Source organism: Pantoea sp. ACRSB, from assembly GCF_022346905.1.
Taxonomy (GTDB): Bacteria; Pseudomonadota; Gammaproteobacteria; order Enterobacterales; family Enterobacteriaceae; genus Pantoea; species Pantoea piersonii.
In genome coordinates this window covers 392,509-414,789 of the sequence record NZ_JAKRNL010000003.1, presented here as the reverse complement: position 1 = coordinate 414,789, position 22,281 = coordinate 392,509, and the positions used below count along the sequence as shown (strand labels likewise).

Below are 22,281 nucleotides of genomic sequence, written 5' to 3'. Positions count from 1 at the left end.
TTAAAGGCGTCACCCTTTTTATGCGCCTTGCCGCGCGGCAATTAGCAGACATTATAATGAAACCTTTAATAATTTTCTGGTACTAATTCTGGGTTTCTGGAAATAAATAGTCTGATAATAGTCAGTAATTAACCCAATGCCAGACGTGCCATTTTACCCGCCTGACAAAGCACATCCCGACATTGCCAGGGGGCGTGAAATCAAGCACGCTGTGCTACGCATTCGCCTGCGCGGATAAAAAAGAGAGGCTCACGCTATGACGTGAGCCGGCAGAGTGATCAACGGGATATATTATGGATTCTATGGCATCGACAGCGGATGATTCGCTGTTAAAACACCGGGCGTTCGTCGCTTTCTGGCTGGCGCGCACCTGCTCATCGTTTGGCTTTCAGATGTTCTCCGTCGCCATCAGCTGGCAGATCTACGCCCTTACCGGCAGCGCTATGGCGCTGGGGATTATTGGCCTGATGCAGTTTCTGCCGTCGGTGCTGCTGGCGCTGCCTGCCGGTCATCTGGCCGATCAGTTCGACCGACGCCGCATCGTCCTGCTGGGCCAGCTGATAGAGTTTGTCGCGCTAGGGGCGCTGGTGCTGTTAACCCTGTTTCAGTGGGCAGGCAAAATCGAAATCTGGGGGCTGGTGTTCCTTATCTCGGTGGCGAAAGCGCTGGAGTGGCCCGCAATTACCTCGATGCTGCCTGCGCTGGTGCCGCCCGCTATTCTTGCGCGCGCCATGGCCTCGACGTCGGTTGGGAGCCAGGCGGCGGTTATTGTCGGCCCCACGCTGGGCGGTCTGCTCTATGTCGCCGGACCAGACGTGGTTTATGGCGTCTCTGCCGCCTTTTATCTGCTGTCGCTTTTCCTGGTGGCCCGCCTGCGCTATGAGCGTCCGCCGCAGACGCGTCTGCCGATGAATCTGCCGAACCTTTTTGCCGGCGTGCGCTTTATCCGCGACCGTAAAGATGTGCTCGGCGTGATTTCGCTGGATCTTTTCGCCGTGTTGCTCGGCGGCGCGACGGCGCTGCTGCCGATATTTGCCCAGGATATTCTCCACACTGGCCCCTGGGGGCTTGGTCTGCTGCGCGGCGCGCCTTCGGTGGGCGCCCTGCTGGTGGGATTGTGGCTGAGCCGCAATAAGCTGGAGAAACATGTCGGTATGATCATGTTCGGCTCGGTGGCGGGATTCGGCATCGCCACGCTGGTGTTTGCGCTCTCCACCCAGCTCTGGCTGTCGCTGCTGGCGCTGGCCGCGCTCGGCGGATTCGATATGGTAAGCATGGTGATCCGCGGCGCGCTGGTGCAGCTCGATACGCCGGATGATATGCGCGGCCGCGTTAACGCGGTTAATGCCATTTTTATCAATACCTCGAACCAGCTCGGCGAGTTCGAGTCGGGGATGCTGGCCGCCTGGTTCGGCGCAGTGCCCGCCGCGGCGATTGGCGGCATCGGCACGCTGGTAGTGGTGGGGCTGTGGATGGCGCTGTTCCCGCATTTACGCAAGCGCCAGAAGCTGGAGAATGACGTCGATTCCGCATAAAAAAGCCGGCCCATGGGCCGGCGACAGTGAGCTTCCAGTCATACCGCTAATCGCAGACTAAGGCGCGACGGGGGACGGCGCGCCTCAGGAGAGGGCTATCAGGCCCCTGTTTTTCCCAGGTTGGCGTCAAAGGTTTGCCAGCTTTCGCGCATATCCACTACGCTGCGGGTTTTGCGCGCCTCATCGATTTTTATGGCGGTGAGGCCCGCTTCCAGCGCGTCCACGACTGAAACTTTCAGCGGTGTTCCCTGTTTAATGTGTTTTACAATCTCTTCCGCCATCAGCGCGTCGGCACCGTAGTGGCCGTCGTAAGCATTGCCGCTGTAAGCGGTATCGACCTCTTTCTCGCCGCTGCGCGCATTGTGGACGCGGAAATAGTTGCGAACGAAATCGCCTTCCGCCATGCCATCGGTACCGATGACGCAGAAGCGACGGAACTCATCCGGCACGTTGAGATTGGCGTGGAAGGCGAGGGTAGCTCCGCCCGCGTATTCAATCAGGGCGGTCTGGTAGTCGACAATATCCGCATCGCTGTCAAATACCGCATCGGTACTTGACCAGCCGCTTGGCTTAATATGATAGACCTCGGAATCAGCAGTTACCGCCCCCTGCGGCGCATGCGCCGGGGTAAAGGATTTACGGCCGCCAAAGCTGGCCACCCGCACCGGTCGTTGCTGCATCAGCCCCTGATAAAGATCGATGTCGTGGCAGCATTTTTCCAGAATGTAGGGACCGGCATATTTTTCCAGCCGCCGCCAGTCGCGCTGGAAGAACGCGCCATGATAAGGCTTGATATGCTCCGTCGCCTCAATTGACGTGATTTCACCCAGCTGCCCAGCGTCGCGTGCGGCCAGCAGATCGTGATAGAGCGGCGAATAGCGTAGTACCAGCCCAACCAGAATGCGCGCCTCGCCATATTGACGTACCAGCTTCGCCATCTCCATGGTTTGCTGTTCGTTGATCACCACCGGTTTTTCGGTAAAGACGGTATAGCCCGCCGCCAGCGCCTGACCCACATGCTCAAGATGGAGAAAATTAGGTGAGCCCACCAACACCACATCCATACCGCCGTGTTGCAGTAATGCCTCAGCCGAATCAAACGCCTCTCCCGGATCGATACCAAAACTGTGCAGATTAGGTAGCCCGGCGGGCGCCGGGTCGTAATAGCCCACCACTGAGAAGGCGTCGTCAGCGTTGTTGAACTCTTTAATGACGTGGGACAGACGAAAGCCAAGACCGATAATGCCTACTTTCATGTTAAACCCCTGATCCTGAAATCGGATAGCGCATAGCCCGCTCATAGCCAGGCGCGGCTGTTGATAATCTGAACGCCAACTTATTACGGTAGAAAAAGTAATGTCAATATCGCGCTGCGAAATTTGCAGAGGGCTTTTTAATTATCTTTATGTAAATTAAGACGAAAATAAGGATATTTTTTTGCGATATTTATTTGTTATTGCGATTTAAGTTTTTTTCCCCTATCGTTCGCTCATTATGGCTACAACTCTTAACCAGTGGAGGCGGGAGAAAACGCGTGCAATCACACTATCTCCTTGGCATTGATGGTGGCGGCACCCAGTGTCGCGCGCGGTTAACCGACCTTCAGGGTACGGTACTGGCGGAGGCCGCTGGCGGGCCTGCCAACGTCTGGTCGCAGTATGAGGCTGCCCTGTCCAGCGTCGGGCAGCTGATCGATAAGGTATTTGTACAGGCCGGACTGTCACCAAAGATGCTGGCACAGACCTCGCTGGTCGCCGGATTAGCTGGTGCTAACGTCGCGTCGGTACAGGCGCGGCTGGCCAGCTGGCAGCCAGCATGCGCGGCTTTACAGGTGGTCAGCGATGTAGAGATCGCCTGCGCGGGCGCCCATGGCGGGCAGCCTGGCGCGGTGTTCATTACCGGCACCGGTAGCCAGGGCGCCGCCTGGGATGGCGCACGCTTTACGCTGCTGGGCGGCTGGGGCTTTGCCCTCTCCGATCATGGATCGGGCGCGGAGCTGGGCCGCCGTGCGCTTCGCCTGGCGCTGCTGGCTCACGAAGCGATTGTCGGGCAAACCGATTTTACTTATCAGCTGATGGCACAATTTGGACACAGCCCGGAAACCATGCTGCTGTGGACCCGTACGGCCGCGCCCGCTGACTGGGCGCGAGTGGTGCCGCAGGTTTTCGCCGCCGCTGCTGCCGGTGACCATCATGCGCAGGATCTGTTGCGGCAGACGGCTGAAGATATCGGCCTGATGGTGCATCGGCTGACGGCGCTAAGCTCCGGGCGTGTGGCGCTAATGGGCGGACTGGCGGCGCCGATTCATCGCTGGCTGGCAGCCGATATTCAGGCCTGGCTGGTGACGCCGCAGGGTGACGCATTAAGCGGAGCGCTGAAGCTTGCCCGCGCGCATCCTGCTTTATCGTCCGATAACGTCACTCCGGCACAGCTACCCAGTCACTGACCGGAAGCCTGCTGGTTAACGACAGGGATATAACCCGAGGAATTTATGACCGCTCCCAACGTGACCGCGCGTATTCTGCGGTTGATTGTTGAAAACGCGCCGATTAGCCAGTCCGATCTTAAAGTCCGCAGCGGCCTGAGTATGTCGACGGTCTCGCAGGCAACCAATCGCCTGCTGGCACAAGAGATTGTGCAGGAGCTGGGGCTGCGTCGCGTGTCGATGGGGCGGCCAAAAACGCTGCTGGGTCTCAACCCCGATCGTGCCAGCGTAATCGGCATTCAGCTCAACGCTGAACGTAACCTCATCGTGATGACCGATCTCAGCGGCAATCTGCTGGGCGAACAGCAGATGCCTTCTGGTCCCCTGACGCCGCGCCAGCTCGGCGATGCGCTGGCAAAATTCCTGCGCGGCGTTGAAGAGAAGCGGGTCGGCGCTATCGGTCTGGCGTTATCGGGGCTGGTAGATGCTGAAAACGGCTACTGCATCCGCTCGAAAGTACTCGACTGGGAGAACGTGCCGATCGCGCGTCAGCTGGAGGAACGCTTCTCACTGCCAGTCTTTATTGAAAATGATGCCAACGCGATGGCGATGGCGGCGCTGGTATTTGGCCAGCTCGGCACGGCTCAGTCGGCGGTTATTGCCACCTACGGCAAGGGCATCGGTGCCGGGATCATCCTCAATCGCCAGCTCTACCGGGGGCGCCACGGCAAAGCGGGTGAGATTGGTAACGGGCTGGTCGGCGACGGCTCGCTGCGGTTGCTGGAGGACGTGGCCTCCTCCCGCGCTATTTTGCAGCGGGTGGCGGAGCACGAGCCAACTGCGCTAACCACACTGCAGTCGCTGGATCAGCGTCCGACGCCTGAGGTGCTGGCAGCGCTGGAAGAGGCGGGGCGTGAGCTGGGGATCTCGCTGGCAAATCTGTCGGTGGCCTACGATCCTGATGTAGTGTATCTGGCGATGGAGCCGCATATGGCGTCGCGTATTCTCCTCGATCACATCACCCAGAGCTTCCAGGCTTATCGGCTAAAGCTGACGCCGCATATGACGCCGCTGCAGTTCCTGACCGAGTCAAACCGCATGTGGGCGCTGGGGGCGGCGGGCTTTGCCGTTAACCGCCTGCTTGACCTGCTGGCAGCGCAGGCCGATGAAGAGCCGGTAACCTGATACTGGCTGTCAAAGAAAACGGGCGCCGCAGCGCCCGAATCTCCTGTTCGCTTCTCTTAACGCAGCCGTTCTCCGCGCTCGTCAAACAGCAGGCAATGATCGGCGGAAATGCCCAGTTCTACCTGTGCACCCAGCTCACGCGCATGCGCTTCGCGCTCTTCAACTACCAGCATCTGTTCACGCCCAATGTCGAGATAGAGATAGTTGGTGTGGCCGAGCATTTCGCTAAACGACAGCTCACCCTGAAAGCGCAACGCCTCTGACGTCTGCATCACCGGCTGAAAATGTTCCGGCCGAATGCCCAGCGTTACCGCTTGCCCCTCGCGGCAGGGCGCAGCAATGCGCAGTACCAGGCTGTTAATCTTCAGTTCCGGCACCCGCAGCTGCACTTCGCCTTTGCCAACCGCGCTGATTTCAGCGTGCAGGAAGTTCATCCTGGGCGAACCGATGAAGCCGGCGACGAAAAGGTTATCGGGATCGTGATAAAGCGTTAACGGTGCGCCGACCTGTTCAATGCGGCCCTGACGCAGCACCACAATGCGGTCAGCCAGCGTCATTGCCTCCAGCTGATCGTGCGTGACATATATCATGGTGTTGCCAAGCGAGGCGTGCAGCCGGGCAATCTCAATCCGCATCTGCAACCGCAATTCCGCATCCAGATTAGAGAGCGGCTCATCGAACAGGAAAATCCGCGGACGACGGATGATCGCCCGACCAATCGCCACGCGCTGCCGCTGTCCGCCGGAGAGCGCGCGCGGCAGGCGGTCAAGGAGTTCGGTCAGGTGCAGACGCGCCGCCGTCTGCTCAATCGCCTCGGCAATCTCCGCCTTTGATTTTTTCATCACCTCAAGCGGATAGGCCAGATTTCCGCGCACCGTCATATTGGGATAGAGCGCATAAGACTGAAAGACCATGGCGATGCCACGTTCGGTGGCGGGCTGCTGCGTCATATCCCGTTCCTCAATCAGCAACTGCCCGCTGCTGATCTCCTCCAGCCCGGCGATCATGCGCAGCAGCGTCGATTTACCGCAGCCGGAAGGCCCGACAAATACGACAAACTCACCGCTGTTGATCGTCAGATCGATACCATGAATGACATTGACGTGCTCGTAAGACTTCTTCACATTCTGCAAGCGCAGGCTGGTCATCGGCTACCTCACTCAGAGTATCTGGCCCATGTAAATGGCGTTGCTGCGCATGATCGGCGTGAATCCCATGCGCTGATAGAAAGCGCAGACCTGCTCGTTTTGCAGACTCACGCCAAGATGAACGCCGCTGACGCCTGCCGCCCGTAATGCTTCCAGTTCATGCTCAATCATTTTGCGTCCCCAGCCCCCTTTTTGCGCCGCTGGCAGCAGGTTAATGTGCAGATGCGCTGGCCACTGCGCCACCAGCGCCTCAGCCGCGCTGTCGGGCTGACGGATGGCGTCGAGCACTTTATTATCGAGCGGCGCGCTGGCGGTACGCTGGCGATATTTCTCCTGCCATAACGGCCACCATTCCGCCTGCAGCTGCGCCTCGAAAGCACGCGTATCGGGCGCGGCTACCACATAACCCATTACCTCGCCGGCGATCTCCAGCACAAAGGCAAAATCAGGCGCGAAGCGCGCATAGGGCACGGCAAACCGCTGGCCGGGATAGTCCGGATCGGAGTAAAGCGCGCGGGCATCGCCTCCGGCATCGGCTGTCTCCAGGCAGATGCGGTAGAGCGCCGGATAGTCCGCCGGGGTGGCCGGACGAATGACACCTTGATTCGCCATAATGCATTCTCATAAGTGGATGAGAGGGCTAGTCGATGAACCGGCCCGCAGATGAAAAGTTACGTTAGTGAAAGTGGACTTAGTTTTCAAGATAGAATAATTATCTTATCGCACTAACGCATCGGATCCGGCAATCTTTACCGGTATCACCTTTCACAACTGTGATCGCCAACACGCACGACACGCGGCGTCTGAGGCTGTCTTTCAGAGCGGAGAAAACGGCAAAATGTGAGCGCGATAGGATTTTCATATGTTTTATCATGGGTTTATTTAGCATTATTGACGTTGGTATTTTGTGCTGAGGAAAGACGCTCGGGTGGCGTTCCGCTGCGGTCACGTCGCAGATAGCCAGCGCGGCATGCTGATTTTGCCGCCACAGTGCTGTTTATTTGCGCGTGCTCACAGCGCTGCAATTTCACCGGCTGGCTGTTTGACTTTATTTTTTTATTAAAGTAAGTATGGATAAGCGTGTGATGTAAGAGGCTTCAGCCTGCGGGATGGCGGGTGGTGAGATGAAAGGATGCCGACCCTGGTCTGGAGAAGGTGAGCATAATGTCTGTTTCCTCAGTTCGTTCGTTCCGAATTCGCAATGTGGGTCGGCTATTGGCGGCAGGCTTGCTGGCGGGCAGCGTCGTGCACGTCGCGCAGGCCGCCGTCACTCTCAATGAGTGGGATATCTACAACTATCCGCAGCAGACAGCCGCCGTGGACGAGGGCCTTAAAGCCTTTTCGCAGCAGAATCCAGGCATTGTGATTAACCGGTCGGTGCACTCGTTTGAAGATACGCGTATTCCGCTCAAGCTGGCGCTCACCGCTGGTGACGGGCCGCAGATCGCCCAGGTGAATCAGGGCGGCGGCGATATGGGCTCGCTGGTGAAAGATAAACTGCTGGTGCCGCTGGATAGCTACGCCAGCGCCGACGGCTGGACCACACGCTTCCCCGACTCGATTCTTAAACGTAACCGCTGGTCTGACAGCGGCGAATTTGGCAGCGGCAAACTGTACGGCGTTGCCAGCCTCGGTGAAATGGTTGGGCTTTACTACAACAAAGCGCTGCTGGATAAAGCGGGCATTGCGGTTCCTAAAACCCTGGCTGAGCTGGAGAGCGCCATGGCGAAGCTGAAACAGCAGGGCACCGCGCCGATGATGCTCGGCCTGCTGGATGGCAACATGGGTCAGCAGCTGCTCAGCACGCTGTGGCAGGCGCAAATAGAAAGCCACGACCGTAAGACGCTGGACAATCTGATCTACGATGTCGGCGGCAGTTTTAAGGATGACAAGCTGGTAAAGGCCGCCACCATGATGAAGCGCTGGACCGACAACGGCTACTTTTTCCCGGGCTTCCAGGGGATCGGTCACGATGACGCCGCGACGCTGTTTCAGAACAATCAGGCGGCCTTCCTGGTGAGCGGCACCTGGTACCTCGGCCAGTTTAAAGACAATAAAGATATTCACTTTGCCGCCATGCCTGCCGGTGACGGCGTGAAGCAGCCGCTGATGGTGGGCGGTACCGATCTGGCCTTCTCCGTCACCAGCACTGCGAAGGGTAAAGAGCAGCAGGATGCGGCGGCGAAATTTATTAACTATATGGTGTCGGATGAGATGGCTGACCGCTGGCTGAAAATCGGCTTCCTGCCTGCCAGCACTAACAAGACGGCCAAAATGCCGGCGGACAATCCGCTGCTGGCGGAGGCGTATCAGGTGTGGCTGACGCTCAACGACTATGACGGCCTCGGCCACTACGTTGACTGGGCGACGCCAACCATGAATGCCGAGCTGAATCAGAATGTTCAGCTGCTGCTGGCCGGCCGCCAGACGGCCGACCAGATGATCGCTAATTTTGACGACAACTATCAGCGTTACCTAAAAACCCTGAAACATTAAGCCGGTGGCCCGGCGTATTGCCGGGCCTGAGTGTCGTTCTGAGCCACGAGTACGGTTATGTTGAATCTAAGCGGTTGGCGTAATTTTCTCTATGTTCTGCCTGCGGTGCTGGTCTATGCGGTATTTTTGCTCTTTCCATTGCTGGCCTCGCTGGGCATCAGCTTTACCGAGTGGGACGGCACCTCGCTGCCGCTGTTTAGCGGTGTCAGCAATTATCTGCGCATGTTCAGCGATCCGGTATTCTGGATTGCGCTAGGTAATAACGCCATTTTGATGCTGTTCTATACCCTGTTGCCCATTAGCGTGGGCCTGCTGCTGTGCAGCTTTTTGTATGACACGCGCAGTAACAGCGAACGAAGCGTGCTGCGCATTCTCTTTTTTCTGCCCTATATCATGCCGATGGCGGTGCTGGGGGTCGTTTGGCGCTGGCTGTATAACCCGGCGTTTGGTCCAATCGATCAGGTACTGCGTGCTATCGGCTTGCCGCAGTTGGCGATGTCGTGGCTCGGTGACTTTACCTGGGCGCTGCCCGCCGTCGGATTAGTCGCTACCTGGTACTTCTTCGGCTTCTGCCTGGTGCTGTTTATGGCGGGGCTGCAGCGGATGGATCCTTCTCTGCTGGAGGCCGCCGATCTGGATGGCTCTTCGCGTCGCCAGAAGTTTATGCGAATCACTCTGCCGGGCCTGCGGCCCGAGTTGCGGATCGCGCTGCTGTTGACGGTTATCGCCAGCCTGAAAGCGTTTGATCTGGTCTATGTGATGACCCAGGGCGGGCCGGGCACGTCGACGATGGTCACCAATATCTTTATGTATAAGCAGGGCTTTGACCTGCACTACTTTGGGTATGCTTCATCGGTAGCGGTGTTCAGCATGCTGATCGTGCTAGGGATTAACTACCTGATACATCTGGCTTTAAAGGAGCGTTACTGATGCGAAGTACGCTGGTGATTTCACGCGCGCTGATCTGGATTGTCGCGCTGATGACTATCCTGCCGTTTCTGATGGCGTTGATGACCTCCTTCAAAACCCAGATGGAGCTGTTTCAGGGCGTGTTCACGCTGCCCGCCTCGTTTAGCTTCAGAAATTACGTGACCGCCTGGCAACAGGGGCATTTTAACGTCTACTTCCTTAACTCGGTGCTGGTGGTTATTCCAGTGGTGCTGTGCAGCGTGCTGCTTGGGATTCTGGCAGGGTTTGGCTTCGCCTGGCTGAAAATCCCCGGTAAAAAAGGGATTGCAGCGCTGCTGGCGCTCGGTATGGTGCTGCCGAGCGAGGCGTTTATCATTCCGCTCTATCATGAACTGCGCTGGATGGGACTGACGAATACCTACCTGGCGCTGATCCTGCCGCAAATCGCTTTGTCGCTGCCGTTTACCACGCTGATGATCGCCAGCGCCTTTCAGCAGGTGCCGAAAGAGCTGATAGAAGCTGCGGTGATGGACGGCGCGTCGCGGATCAAAATCCTGTGGGGTATCCTGGTACCGGCTATCTGGCCGACGCTGTCGACGCTTGGGCTATTACTCTTTATCTGGACCTGGAACGAATTCCTTATTCCCCTCATTCTGGTCAACAAAGATGAACTGCGCACCCTGCCGATTGGCATGATGTTTTTTCAGAACAAAAACACCATCGATATTCCGGTACTGATGGCGGGCGCGATGATTGTCATTATGCCGCTGATAGCGGTGTTCCTGATTTTCCAGAGGAAATTTATCAGTGGCGTGACCGAAGGCGCCGTGAAGTGATGCGTAAGATGTCATATGGAGCGGCGCAGTGGCGACCAGACAAAGGTTTGCAACGCCGGAACGTGCTGCAATTCTTCCTCCTCACTGTTGCGGGAGCCGCACTATGAACCTTTTCCTTGCTGATTTTCATCCTGCCGCCGATGGCGAAACCCTGGATACGGCGGTGCTGCAATACGCCATCGCTCAGATCGCTGCCGCGGGCGGCGGGCGCCTGACGGTGCCTGCCGGGCGTTACCGCAGCGGCTGCCTGAATCTGCCTTCAGATTTTGAACTGCACCTTGAAGCGGGCGCAGTGCTGATCGCCAGTCAGCGGCTGGCCGATTACCAGCCGTTCCAGGCGCTGAGCAGCGCCGAGAAGTCGCACAATGTGCTGCTCTACGCCCTTGGTCAGCGCAATCTCATCATCAGCGGCACTGGCCGCATTGACGGCGACGGCGAAGCCTGGTTCGCCGCCGGGCGTGACGAGCAGGGCTACCGACTGCCGCGCGCCGACAGGCCACGCATTATTGTGTTTGAAGATTGCGAACAGGTGCGGCTGGAGGACTTTACCATTGTGCAGGCCCCGATGTGGACTGTGCATCTGGTAAGCTGCCGGCATGTGCATATCGACCATCTCACCATCGACAACGCCATGACCATGCCGAATACCGACGCGCTGGATATCGACAGCTGCGAGGCGGTGTTTGTCAGTAACTGCTACCTCAGCGCTGCCGATGACGCAATCTGCATTAAAACCACCCACAAACCAATGGCTCTGCGGCGTCCGGCGCGGCAGATTATGATTAGCAATTGCCAGCTGCGCAGCTACAGCTGCGCCTTTAAGATCGGCACCGAAACCTGGGATGATGTGGAAGATGTGACGGTCACCGGCTGCACCATATTTGACTCCAATCGCGCCGTAGGCATTCTGTCTCGCGACGGCGGCGCCCTGCGGCGTCTGCTGTTCAGCCAGCTGACCTTTGTCTGTCATCATGCGCCGCCTTGCCACTGGGGAAAGGCCGACCCGCTGTTTATTTCAGTACGCAGCCGCAGTCCTGACATTATGCCCGGCAGGGTTGAGCAGGTGCAGTTCAGCAATGTTGTCGGCGTGGCGGAAGGGGCGATCAACCTGCATGCGGCGCGGCCGGGCGATATCCGCGACGTGCTGATCGCCAGTGTGCAGCTGCGCCAGACGCTGAGCCATGATAGCGCGCAGGGACAGTATGATATTCGGCCGCCGTGCAACCCGGACGCGCCGACCGGCATGGGACTGGATAATGCGTATAAGCTTGACCCCAGAACCGGCGAAGCGTACGGCGTAGAGCGTTATCCCGACGGCCTGCCCGCGCTGTTCGCACGCGGCGTTGAGAACCTGCGCTGGCATCACCTGGCGGTTGAGCGGCCTGAGCCGCTACCGCCAGGCTGGCATACAGAGTTGTTTGACGTGGATTAAGCGTTGAGCGCGGCGGCGATCGCTGCGCCAAGCGCTTCGGTGCCTGCGTCGCCGCCAAGATCGCGCGTCAGGCATTCGCCCTGCGCCAGCGTGCGTTCGATAGCATCAAGCACCGCGTCGCCCGCCTCTTTATAACCCAGGTGTTCCAGCATCATCGCGCCGCACCAGATCTGGCCGATGGGATTCGCCACGCCTTTACCGGCGATATCGGGCGCGGAGCCGTGTACCGGTTCGAACAGGCTGGGGAAGGTGCGGTCAGGGTTGATGTTAGCGGAGGGCGCAATGCCGATGGTGCCGGTACAGGCCGGGCCGAGATCGGAGAGGATATCGCCGAACAGGTTGCTGGCGACCACCACGTCGAACCAGTCAGGATGCAGCACGAAATTGGCGGTAAGAATATCGATATGATACTTATCGACTTTGACCTGCGGATAGTGCTCGCCCATCGCCTCAACCCGTTTGTCCCAGTAGGGCATAGTGATGGCGATGCCGTTAGATTTCGTGGCGGAGGTCAGGTGCTTTTTCGGGCGGCTGTTTGCCAGCTCGTAGGCAAATTTCAAGATGCGATCGACGCCGGTGCGCGTCATCACGGTTTCCTGGATCACCACTTCACGCTCGGTGCCGGGGAACATCGTGCCGCCGACGCTGGAGTATTCGCCCTCGGTATTTTCGCGCACCACGTAAAAGTCGATATCACCCGGTTTGCGGTTCGCCAGCGGTGCCTTAACGCCGGGCATCAGGCGCACCGGCCGCAGGTTAACATACTGGTCGAACTCGCGGCGGAACTGCAGCAGCGATCCCCACAGCGAGACGTGATCCGGCACGATCTCAGGCCATCCCACCGCGCCGAAGTAGATCGCATCGAAGGTTTCCAGCTGCGCAAACCAGTCATCGGGCAACATCTTGCCGTGTTGCTGCCAGTATTCGGCGCTGGCGAAATCGAACCACTCCCAGCGCAGCGCGATACCAAATTTTTCAGCCGCCGCATTCATCACGCGGATGCCTTCCGGCATCACCTCTTTACCGATACCGTCGCCGGGGATCACGGCAATACGATGGATTTTTTCAGTCACAGGGCACCTCACAGGGTTGATGTTCGAATTGTCTGCGCAGTATAACTTTGCATCACCGGGAAATAATTAGCCTGAAACGCAAGCCAATGTTGAATCAAAGTAAAGAATCCCGCACTTCGACCGACGATCTCGCCTTCTTTGTGCGTATCGCTACCCTTGGCAGCCTGACGGCGGCGGCGCGCGATCTCGGTTTATCGCTGGCGGCGGTTAGCAAGCGCCTCAGCCAGCTTGAGCGACGGCTCGGCGTGCAGCTGCTCAGGCGCACCACGCGGCGTCTGGAGCTGACGGCAGAAGGACGCCGCTATCTGGACGGCGCGCGTCCGCTGCTCGATCAGCTGGCGGCGCTGGAGGAGGCGGTAAGCGGCCAGACGCAGACGCTGCGCGGCACGCTGAATATCAACGCCTCGTTCGGCTTTGGCCGCCGCCACGTCGCCGCCTGCGTCTCGGCGTTCGCGGCTCTGCATCCCGACCTGTCGCTTTCGCTGCAGCTCAGCAGCCAGCCGCTCAATTTTCTCGACGCTAACGTGGATATCGATGTGCGTGTCGGCGAACCGCCCGATTCACGGCTGGTGGCGCGTCGGCTGCGCACTAATCCGCGCATCCTTTGCTGTTCACCCGCTTACGCGGCCCGCTGCGGACTGCCTGCCGATATTCATGGGCTGGCGCAGCACAACTGCATTCTGCTGCGCCAGCATGAAGGGGACTTTACCCTATGGCGCTTTGTTAAGGGGGGTGAGAGCAGCAGCCAGAAGGTGCGTGGCAGCCTGCTCACTAATGACGGCGAGGTGGCGATGCGCATGGCGCTGGACGGTCACGGCATCCTGCTGCGCTCGTGGTGGGATGCGCAACACGCCATTGAACGGGGCGAGCTGCTGCACGTTCTGCCGGAATGGCAGGCGCCTGACGGTGATATTTTCGCGGTATGGCAGGCGCAGCGTCAGCTTCCAGCGCGTATTACCGCCTTCGTCGATTTTTTACAGGCGCGTTTACAGCAGGAGGCGTAACGCTGTCGTCGCGGCGGGTTAATATTTACACATTGATTGTTAATGAGTATTATTCTCATTCTTTTTGAGCGCTGACCGCTGCGGATTAACCGGGTGGAGGCGACTCATTCGCTAAGGGAGTCATGCATGAAACCTCTGTTCAGTCCGCGCAACGCCGCGCTTGCTCTGGCGATTGCCGCCGCTTTTGGCCTGACAGCCTGTCAGGCGCCGGCGAAAAAAGCCGAAGCCCCGACCGCCGCCGCGCAGCCCGCCGCCTCACAGGTGAAACAGCGCGAACTCGCCTTCGGTCTGTACGAGATGGCCTACGCGCCGGGCGCCAAAGCGCTTTACGTCGCCAGCGCCGACGCCTTTAAGGATGTCAGCGGCGGCGTCATCTATCGCCTCGATCCCGCCACGCTGGAGACCACCGGCAAAGGCTATACCGATCTGAAGAACTTCGGTATGACCATGAACGATGACGGCAGCCTGCTCTACGTGACCAACACGCTGGATGGTGGCGTCTCGAAGATCGATCCGGTGAAGGGCAAGGTGCTGGCACGCACGCTGTTCAGCGAGCGCAACGAGAAGGGATCCCCGTTCGGCGCGCGCGAGATCTTTCTGCATGACGGGCAGCTCTATATCGGTGGCGTGGGCGATCCCGGCGTGATCTGGGTGGTGGACGCGCAGACCATGAAGCTGAAAACCCGTATTAAAAACGCAGGCAAGTGGGTCACCGGCATTATCTATTCCCCCGTCACCGATCGTATTTACGCTGCGAACGGCGGCGGAGAGATCCTGGTGATCAACCCGCGCAGCCATAAGATCGAGAAGCGCCTGACCGCAGGCGACGGCAAAGAGTATCTGCTGCTGAATATGGCGGAAGATCCGGCGACGGGCCGTCTGTTTGTAACGGACAACTCCAAAGCGAAGACGACGCTGGTGTTCGATGAGCGTACGGGTAAGGTGATCAAACGTATCGACGGCGACGCGCTGGGGATTAAATTCAACGCGAAACGCAACGAGATCTATATCAGCCAGCGCGAATCGAAAAAGGTGTTGCAGCTTGACGCCACCACCTATGCGGTGAAAAACAGCTGGTCGTTCGAGGGACATCCCAACAGCCTGCTGGTCACGCCGGATGGTCAGACGCTCTATGTCACCGTCAAGCAGGGCTTCAATAAGGACCACAGCAGCAAAGGCCCCGACAGCGTGGCGCGTATCCAGCTGGACTGAGGCAAAGCGCCGTGGGGATAGCAGCCATGGCGGGCAGAGCAGGTGTCCAAAAACAAAGCGTCCCGCGCTATGGATAACGCGGGACGCGCTGACATCAATGCTGACTTTCGCCTTTTTGCGACGGGATCATGCAACCCGCGTCGGCACGCTGTCAGCTTTTAAGGGGACGCCATCAGGCGTCCCTTTTTACTTCTCGACGCCCTGCACCAGCACCACGCGATACTCCGCGCCTTTCAGGCGGTGCGCTTTGGCTTCCTGATATTCCGGGCTGTCATACCAGCCGTGTGCCGCTTCTACCGTCGGGAATTCAAGCACCACAACGCCGTCCGCTTCCGGCCCTTCCAGCGTCTCCAGCTCACCATAAAATGCCAGCGGCGTAATAGGGTGATCGCCGCGCGCTTTGCCCGCCTTTTCGCCGTAGATAGCGAACTCTTCAGGGTTGGTAATTTTGTCGCGAATAAAGATTACATATGCGCTCATTGTTGGCTCCTTTACGCCTGGCGTTTGTCTTCGGTGTTGGTATCAAAATCGGATGCGTCGTGACGCTCATGCAGCTGATCGGCCGGTTCGCCCATCACGCGGTTTACTTTGCGGCCGCGGATCACCGCCGGACGTTCCGCAATCTCCTGCGCCCAGCGCACCACGTTTTTATAAGATTTCGCGTCGAGGAACTCGGTCGCGCCATACTGGTTGTTCAGCACCAGCCCGCCGAACCACGGCCAGGTCGCGATATCGGCAATGGTATAGGCGTCGCCGCCAAGGAAGCGGCTCTCCGCCAGACGGCGATCCAGCACGTCGAGCAGGCGCTTGGTTTCCAGCGTATAGCGGTTAATGGCGTATTCGATTTTCTCCGGCGCGTAGTGATAGAAGTGGCCGAAACCGCCGCCGACGAAGGGCGCTGCGCCCTGTAGCCAGAAGAGCCAGTTCAGCGCTTCGGTACGGCCTGCCAGGTCTTCAGGCAGGAAATGGCCGAACTTATCCGCCAGGTAAAGCAGGATATTGCCGGACTCGAACACGCGCAGCGGCGGGTTCACCGAATGGTCGCTGAGCGCCGGAATTTTTGAGTTCGGGTTGATATCAACAAAGCCGCTGCCGAACTGATCGCCTTCGCCGATGCGGATCAGCCAGGCGTCATACTCAGCCTCCCTGACGCCGACCGCCAGCAACTCTTCCAGCAGGATGGTTACTTTCTGTCCGTTCGGCGTGCCGAGCGAGTAGAGCTGCAGCGGATGTTTGCCGACCGGCAGCGCTTTTTCATGGGTTGCGCCTGCGATGGGACGGTTGGTTTTCGCGCCGTTGCCTTTGGCTTCCGGATCCCATTTCCAGACTGTTGCGGGCTGATAACTGTTTTCCGACATAGTGTGGGTTCGCCTTGTTGATGAGAGTTTGTCAGACGTCTCTGAGTGTAGCAGGGCGGATAATTGCGGTTTAACTCTGCTGGCGTTCGCTAATCGACGTTCTCCTGGGTATAGAGCATAAAGTCGACGCGGCCCTCCTCATAAGTAGAAAAGTCTCCGCCTTTTTCCAGCTGCTGCAAAAGCAGGTTAAGCGCCAGCTGGGCGTGACGCTGGGTGTTCTGATCGAGCGTTAAGGTGAGGATGCGCTGCTGCAACAGGCGGCGCGTGGTGGCGTAAAGCTCATGCGTAATGTAAACCACGTCGCGTTCGCGGCGGTGGCGCGCCAGCGCCTGCGAAATCTCGCTGTTGCCGAGGCCGGTATTATAGATGCCGACAATCGCGGGCGACTCCACCAGCGCCTTCTCCAGCAGCTTGCTGATGCGCTCGCGCTCCTCCTGTCCGGCCAGCACTTCGCGCAGCGCCAGATGCGGAAAGCGCTGCTGCAAAACGTCGCGAAAGCCTTCAATGCGCTGGCGATGCGCGCGATAGTCGACGCGACCGCTGATCATCAGCACCTCGCCCGCGCGGGCCAGCATGCTGCCCATCATCAGCCCGGCGGTGCGTCCGGCTTTAAGCTGATTGATGCCTACATGCAGCAGCCGCTCGGCATCGGGCAGATCGGAAACCAGCGTAATCACCGGCACATCGCGCGCTTTGCAGTCGCGCAGCGCCTGGTAAATCGCAGGATGTTCATGAGCGAAGACCATCAGCCCATCCATCCTGCGGCTGCTGGCGAGAATATGCGCCGCCAGCTTCTCCGGCGCGTTCTCGGCGATAAAGGTGCGCTGCAGGCGCAGGCGGCGATAGCCGAGCGCGTCGGCTAACTGCTGAAAATCCTGCGCCAGCTGCTGAAAGAAAAAGGAGTCGTTGCCGCTGAGGATCACTTCGATTTGCCACGGGTGGCGGTGCTCTTCCGGCAGGATGCGGTTAAGGCCCGCCGCGCGCGCCGCGTCCAGTACCTTTTTCGTCATCGCTGGCGACACGCCGCCGCGTTCGTTGAGCACCCTGTCCACGGTCGCCACGCCAACGCCTGCGGCGCGCGCCAGGTTGCTGAGCGTCATTCGCTTCATGCTGAGTGAATTCCATCAATTTCTGCGTTCAGCCAGCCTGACAGAACGGGCTATTTTGACAAGGCAAACCATCCCGAACTGTGAAGAGGAAACCGAAAATGTCGCCAGTAACTCAACGCGTTGCCCTGATCGGCAGCGGCTTTATCGGCCAGGTTCACGCTGCGAATCTGGCGGCGCATCCTGGCGCGCATCTGGCGCTGGTGTGCGACCTTGACGCGACGCGCGCCGACGCGCTGGCGCAGCGGTATGGCGCGCGTGCTGGTCACGTCAGCGAGGCGCTCAGCCGCGATGATATCGACGCGGTGCTGATCGCCAGCTCGACGCCGACCCACGCCGACTTTCTGGCGCAGGCGGTGAATGCGGGCAAGGCGGTCTATTGCGAAAAGCCCATCGACCTGTCGCTGGCGAAGGCGCGCGCGGTAGTGGAAAGCATTACGCCGCTGAAGGTGCCGGTTACCGTCGGCTTCAACCGCCGCTTCGACCGCAGCCACCAGCAGCTTAAGCAGCAGATTCAGCAGGGCGCGATTGGCATGCCGGAGCTGATCCAGATGGCGTGCCGCGCGTCGGAAATGCCGTCGCTAGAGTACCTGCGCGCGTCGGGCGGTCAGATGCGCGACCAGGCGATACACTTTTTCGATCTGCTGCGTTTTCTCACCGGGGATGAGGTAGAGGTTGTTGGCGCACTGGGCGCGACGCTGGCGCAGCCTGCGCTGCGCGAACTGGGCGATGTGGATACCTCGGTGCTGATTATGCGGCTTGAACGTGGCGCGCTGGCGCAGCTCGACAACACGCGGCGCACCGCTTACGGCTATGATGAGCGCATCAGCGTGGTGGGATCGAAAGGGATGCTGGCATCTGAGCCGCAGGCGATGCGCGGCGCGACGCTTTATCAGGAGAGCGGCATCACTCAGCCCGGCCTGTTTCCGGACTGGTTTAGCCGCGTGCGCGATACTTACTACGCCCAGCTGGATGCGTTTCTGCGCCATCTCGGCGGCGAAACGGTGGCGGATCTGCCTGGCCTGATGGATGGTCTTCAGGCGCAGGCGATTGCCGAAGCGGCCTGCGAATCGCTGGCCAGCGGGCGTTTCGTTCAGGTGGAGCGGCTGGTGTAAAGCGATTACCGGCTCAGCAGCTCGCGTTCAATCAGCTCACGCGTCTCTACCGCCTGGACTTTCATCTTCTCCGGATAGCCGAACAGCGCGGAAGCGATAATGGATTCGCCGCCCACTTTATAGGTGCGGTTGGCGAAATCCATCTCGCGCAGCGTCTGGAACAGGGTATCAAAGTCAACTTCGCCTTCGCCGACGCCAACGTGCTGGTGGATCGTGGCATCCACGCCCGGCGGGTTAACGATATAGCGGCAGTGCTTGGTATGGTTCATGGTATCGGCGATCAGGACGTGGGAAAGATCGTCACCGGCATACTCCAGCATCGGCCTGACGTCGCCTTTACCGTTGTCGTAGAAAAAGGTGTGCGGCACGCTGTAGACATATTTCACGTTGTCGCTGCGGAACGATTTCACCATATCGGCGGTTTCGTTGCTGTTCTCGCAGAAATCCCACGGATGCGACTGGATTTCAACGCGAATATTCTCGCGCTCAAAAATCGGCAGCAGCTCTTCCATCGAGCGGTAGAACATCTCTTCGCAAATCTCCGGCTCGTTCGGATTGCCGGAGAGTTCGGTGTTGATCACCTGCACGCCCATTTCGACTGCGATTTCGATCATGCGCTTCCAGTTTTTCACCGCCGCCTGACGACGCAGCTCATCCGGGCCGGACCAGCGATAAACCACGATAAACGAGGAGATCTCTACCCCGGTGGCGTTCAGCGCGTTTTTATATTCGCGCATGATTTCGCGGCTGGCCTTCGGGTGCTTATAGAACGGGTTGATCTGCGGATGAGGCGATTGCTCGATATATTTATATCCCCACTCCGCCACCTGGTGCACCATGCGGGTGATGCCCATATCCCTGATTACATCCACATCAAAAGCGATTTTCATCTTAACTACTCCAGGCTTAAGTTAGCGTTCTTCGTTAAATACCACACCGATCTGCCGACGCGCCTCATCCATCGCGCGCAGCGTCAACAGCGACGTCGCCAGCGAGCGAACCGGCGAATCAGTGAGGCCCTGGCCTACGCACCAGGCAAAATGGTTGATTTCATGGCAGAGCTGCTGGTAGCGGTTAGCGGGTTCTTCCCAGTGCAGCGTATGACGCCTGTCGCTGGAAACCAGACGGAAGTTGCCAGGGGCATAGAACTGGCCGTCGAGGTAGAGCGTGGCGTCGCGTCCAGCGATCACCGCCGTACCCGGCGTGTTGCTGAACAGCGTGGTGTGCAGCACCGACTGCATGCCCTGCGCATGGGTAAAGATCATCGCGGTCTGGCCGTTGACGCCACCCGGCGCGGGTTCGCCCTGCGCAATAATGCGCTCGGGCGCGCCACCGACCAGAATACTAAAGGCGACAAGATAGCTGCCGAGATCGAGCATTGGCCCGCCGGCGAGATCGGCATTGAAAATACGATGATCCGGAGTAAAAAATTCGCCGTGGTCTGCAATGAGGCTGTGAACCTCGCCCAGCGCGCCGTCCGCCAGCAGCTGCCGGATAACGTCATATTTCGGCGCAAAGTCGCACCACATCGCTTCCATGCAGAGCCGCTGCGCCCGTCGCGCCGCCTGCTGCAGCTCTTCGCCCTGACGCGCGTTGAGCGCCAGCGGTTTTTCAATCAGTACATGTTTCCCTGCCTGCAACACGCGCAGGCCATCAGGAAAATGGTGGTTATGCGGCGTGGCGATATAGACCGCGTCGATATCATCGCGCGCCAGCAGCGCATCAATGCCGCCGCACGCGTGAGGGATGGACCATTTATCGGCGAAAGCCTGCGCTTTCTCGCGGCTACGCGATGAAACAGCAACGAGCTGCTGGCCGGTATGGCGGCACAGCGCGTTGGCAAAGTGATCGGCAATCCAGCCGGGGCCGACAATGCCCCAGCGCAGCGCAGGGATCTGTTGCGCATCGGGCAGTCGCGGAGCAGGTAAGGTAGAGGGAAACATAATATCTCCAGATTTATTAGCACGTTAATGGAGCGCGGCGGCTAACCGCTTCGTCCGCCAGGCTTTCACTATAGAAAGCCTGCTGCTGCCCTCTCTAACCCTTTGATGATGGAATCCCATCAACCCTTCTGCTGGCAGAACGGGGAAATTTTTAACAAATGTATTTTCCAAATGAAACACGTTTAGAAATAAATATTTCATTATGCGAAGAGGATCAAATTTATAAGCGCTTTTTTATTAAAGAAGAGGCAGCGGCCGCCGCGTAGAGAGGACAGCAACAGCGAAATTTCAGAGTCAGCCGGGCGGGGGAGATCGCTGTCAGAACGGGGTGCCAGCGATGAAAAATTGTCATGCATGCGAAGGCGCGATGCAGGAGCGGGCGTGGCGACAGCGGCCTGCATGCTGGCATCGAGAAAAGAGATAAATCAGTTAGTTAATGATTTAAATGGGAAATTTTATGTGATGATGATGTTAAAAATAACTATGACCGCTATCAAAGAATAAAATTTCCACAGTTGTTAGTTGCGGAAAAAATATTCGATACTCCCGGCAAAGCTACCTGCCAGGAGAGTGATCGTGACCATTCATATCGCCAATGCGCCCTGTAGCTGGGGCGTCGATAACCCTGATAATCCCTTTCTGCCGCCGTGGCAGACCGTACTACGCGAAGCGGCGCAGGCGGGCTACCGCAGCATTGAACTAGGTCCCTGGCGCTATCTGCCCAGCGATCCTGAGCAACTCAGCCGCGCCCTGAACCATCACGGCTTGTCGATCGTCGCCGCTACGCTGTTTGACGATCTGGTCAGCGAGGCGAATTTCCCCGCGATGGTCGACCTGACGCATAAGCTGTGCCGAACCCTGTCCCAGATCCCGACTGCAGAGAAGATACACGGCGACAACGCGCCCGCGCCCTATCTGGTGATAATCGACTTCGGCAATCCTGAACGCGCCAGGCTGGCCGGACAGTTTGAGCGTGCCCCGCGGCTCGGCGCAGCGGAGTGGCAGCGCCTGATGTGCCATATTACGGAAATCAGCGAGATCGCCTGGCGCGACTATGGCGTGCGGCCGGTGATCCATCCGCACGCTGGCGGCTGCATTGAGTTCGCCGACGAGCTGGCGCAGCTGGAGCAGGACATTCCACATCAGGTAGCCGGGCTCTGCCTCGATACCGGCCACCTCTATTATGCGGGCATGGACCCCATCGCTACGCTGCGGCGCTACTGGCATCGCATCGACTATCTCCATTTTAAAGACGTCAACCATGAGGTGTGGCGCGATGTGCTGGCGCGCGGTCTCGACTTTTTCAGCGCCTGTGCTGAAGGGGTGATGTGCCCCATCGGGCAGGGTGCCATCGACTATCCGGCAGTGCGCGCTTTTCTGGCCGAGCAGGGCTATCAGGGCTGGATTACCCTGGAGCAGGAACGCGATCCGCGCCAGTCCGACACCAGCCTGCGCGACGTCAGCGCCAGCCTGAGCTATCTCAAATCCGTGGGTTTTTAAGGAG

General features: G+C 58.7%; 21 protein-coding genes. 12 read left to right on the top strand and 9 right to left on the bottom strand.

From position 1 onward, the window contains the following. Window positions 1–293: 293 nt before the first annotated feature. Complete coding sequence (locus MHZ89_RS12780; RefSeq protein WP_311783285.1) at window positions 294–1,535, top strand: MFS transporter; 1,242 nt, start codon at window positions 294–296, stop codon at window positions 1,533–1,535. 98 nt (window positions 1,536–1,633) lie between these two features. On the opposite strand, the gene MHZ89_RS12775 is transcribed toward MHZ89_RS12780, so the two are convergent. Further along, entirely contained in the window at window positions 1,634–2,791 is a 1,158-nt protein-coding gene (locus tag MHZ89_RS12775; protein ID WP_311783284.1) for a Gfo/Idh/MocA family oxidoreductase, read from the bottom strand. A 278-nt stretch (window positions 2,792–3,069) separates the two neighbouring features. Here MHZ89_RS12775 and MHZ89_RS12770 point away from each other — a divergent pair, with 278 nt between their 5' ends. Both MHZ89_RS12770 and MHZ89_RS12765 read left to right on the top strand, forming a co-directional pair. Beyond that, window positions 3,070–3,981, top strand: coding sequence for a BadF/BadG/BcrA/BcrD ATPase family protein (locus tag MHZ89_RS12770; protein WP_311783283.1), 912 nt, complete (start codon window positions 3,070–3,072; stop codon window positions 3,979–3,981). 45 nt (window positions 3,982–4,026) lie between these two features. Then, a complete protein-coding gene (locus MHZ89_RS12765; protein ID WP_311783282.1) occupies window positions 4,027–5,145 on the top strand; it encodes an ROK family transcriptional regulator in 1,119 nt (372 codons plus the stop codon). A gap of 56 nt (window positions 5,146–5,201) precedes the next feature. Here the strand turns inward: MHZ89_RS12765 and MHZ89_RS12760 are convergent, their stop codons facing one another. Next, window positions 5,202–6,293 carry an ABC transporter ATP-binding protein gene (locus MHZ89_RS12760; protein ID WP_311783281.1) on the bottom strand — a complete coding sequence of 364 codons (1,092 nt, stop codon included), beginning with the start codon at window positions 6,291–6,293 and terminating at the stop codon, window positions 5,202–5,204. A gap of 12 nt (window positions 6,294–6,305) precedes the next feature. Next, window positions 6,306–6,905 carry a GNAT family N-acetyltransferase gene (locus MHZ89_RS12755; protein WP_311783280.1) on the bottom strand — a complete coding sequence of 200 codons (600 nt, stop codon included), beginning with the start codon at window positions 6,903–6,905 and terminating at the stop codon, window positions 6,306–6,308. Between the two features lie 552 nt (window positions 6,906–7,457). Between MHZ89_RS12755 and MHZ89_RS12750 the strand changes: the two genes are divergently transcribed. From MHZ89_RS12750 to MHZ89_RS12735, 4 genes are all read left to right on the top strand, one after another. Next, window positions 7,458–8,789 carry an extracellular solute-binding protein gene (locus MHZ89_RS12750; protein WP_311783279.1) on the top strand — a complete coding sequence of 444 codons (1,332 nt, stop codon included), beginning with the start codon at window positions 7,458–7,460 and terminating at the stop codon, window positions 8,787–8,789. 57 nt (window positions 8,790–8,846) lie between these two features. After that, window positions 8,847–9,719, top strand: coding sequence for a carbohydrate ABC transporter permease (locus MHZ89_RS12745; protein ID WP_120455270.1), 873 nt, complete (start codon window positions 8,847–8,849; stop codon window positions 9,717–9,719). Continuing rightward, window positions 9,719–10,534, top strand: coding sequence for a carbohydrate ABC transporter permease (locus MHZ89_RS12740; protein ID WP_311783278.1), 816 nt, complete (start codon window positions 9,719–9,721; stop codon window positions 10,532–10,534). The genes MHZ89_RS12745 and MHZ89_RS12740 overlap by 1 nt, the downstream gene beginning before the upstream one ends. Window positions 10,535–10,637: 103 nt before the next feature. Further along, entirely contained in the window at window positions 10,638–11,966 is a 1,329-nt protein-coding gene (locus MHZ89_RS12735) for a glycosyl hydrolase family 28 protein (protein WP_311783277.1), read from the top strand. On the opposite strand, the gene MHZ89_RS12730 is transcribed toward MHZ89_RS12735, so the two are convergent. Beyond that, window positions 11,963–13,039 carry a tartrate dehydrogenase gene (locus tag MHZ89_RS12730; protein ID WP_311783276.1) on the bottom strand — a complete coding sequence of 359 codons (1,077 nt, stop codon included), beginning with the start codon at window positions 13,037–13,039 and terminating at the stop codon, window positions 11,963–11,965. The genes MHZ89_RS12735 and MHZ89_RS12730 overlap by 4 nt on opposite strands. An 86-nt stretch (window positions 13,040–13,125) precedes the next feature. Here MHZ89_RS12730 and MHZ89_RS12725 point away from each other — a divergent pair, with 86 nt between their 5' ends. Both MHZ89_RS12725 and MHZ89_RS12720 read left to right on the top strand, forming a co-directional pair. Next, the gene (locus MHZ89_RS12725; RefSeq protein ID WP_311783275.1) at window positions 13,126–14,043 is read left to right on the top strand and encodes a LysR family transcriptional regulator; all 918 of its coding nucleotides are present in this window, start codon (window positions 13,126–13,128) and stop codon (window positions 14,041–14,043) included. 126 nt (window positions 14,044–14,169) lie between these two features. After that, on the top strand, window positions 14,170–15,255 hold the full coding sequence (locus MHZ89_RS12720) for a YncE family protein (protein WP_311783274.1): 1,086 nt from the start codon (window positions 14,170–14,172) through the stop codon (window positions 15,253–15,255). A 186-nt stretch (window positions 15,256–15,441) separates the two neighbouring features. On the opposite strand, the gene MHZ89_RS12715 is transcribed toward MHZ89_RS12720, so the two are convergent. The 3 genes from MHZ89_RS12715 to MHZ89_RS12705 form a co-directional block, all read right to left on the bottom strand. Continuing rightward, a complete protein-coding gene (locus MHZ89_RS12715; protein ID WP_311783273.1) occupies window positions 15,442–15,735 on the bottom strand; it encodes a DUF1330 domain-containing protein in 294 nt (97 codons plus the stop codon). A gap of 11 nt (window positions 15,736–15,746) precedes the next feature. Then, window positions 15,747–16,613: a glutathione-dependent disulfide-bond oxidoreductase gene (yghU, locus tag MHZ89_RS12710; protein ID WP_311783272.1), complete on the bottom strand. Its 867-nt coding sequence runs from the start codon at window positions 16,611–16,613 to the stop codon at window positions 15,747–15,749. An 89-nt stretch (window positions 16,614–16,702) separates the two neighbouring features. Then, complete coding sequence (locus tag MHZ89_RS12705; protein WP_311783271.1) at window positions 16,703–17,722, bottom strand: LacI family DNA-binding transcriptional regulator; 1,020 nt, start codon at window positions 17,720–17,722, stop codon at window positions 16,703–16,705. A gap of 98 nt (window positions 17,723–17,820) precedes the next feature. Between MHZ89_RS12705 and MHZ89_RS12700 the strand changes: the two genes are divergently transcribed. Continuing rightward, on the top strand, window positions 17,821–18,834 hold the full coding sequence (locus MHZ89_RS12700) for a Gfo/Idh/MocA family oxidoreductase (RefSeq protein ID WP_311783270.1): 1,014 nt from the start codon (window positions 17,821–17,823) through the stop codon (window positions 18,832–18,834). Window positions 18,835–18,839: 5 nt separating this feature from the next. Here MHZ89_RS12700 and MHZ89_RS12695 read toward each other — a convergent pair whose 3' ends face one another. Together MHZ89_RS12695 and MHZ89_RS12690 are read right to left on the bottom strand one after the other, a co-directional pair. Further along, on the bottom strand, window positions 18,840–19,724 hold the full coding sequence (locus MHZ89_RS12695; protein WP_120455289.1) for a sugar phosphate isomerase/epimerase family protein: 885 nt from the start codon (window positions 19,722–19,724) through the stop codon (window positions 18,840–18,842). A gap of 21 nt (window positions 19,725–19,745) precedes the next feature. Next, a complete protein-coding gene (locus MHZ89_RS12690) occupies window positions 19,746–20,777 on the bottom strand; it encodes a Gfo/Idh/MocA family oxidoreductase (protein WP_311783269.1) in 1,032 nt (343 codons plus the stop codon). Window positions 20,778–21,158: 381 nt separating this feature from the next. On the opposite strand from MHZ89_RS12690, the gene MHZ89_RS12685 reads away from it, so the two are divergent. Both MHZ89_RS12685 and MHZ89_RS12680 read left to right on the top strand, forming a co-directional pair. Next, entirely contained in the window at window positions 21,159–21,281 is a 123-nt protein-coding gene (locus MHZ89_RS12685; protein WP_311783268.1) for a hypothetical protein, read from the top strand. Between the two features lie 72 nt (window positions 21,282–21,353). Next, the gene (locus MHZ89_RS12680; protein WP_311783267.1) at window positions 21,354–22,277 is read left to right on the top strand and encodes a TIM barrel protein; all 924 of its coding nucleotides are present in this window, start codon (window positions 21,354–21,356) and stop codon (window positions 22,275–22,277) included. Window positions 22,278–22,281 lie beyond the last annotated feature (4 nt).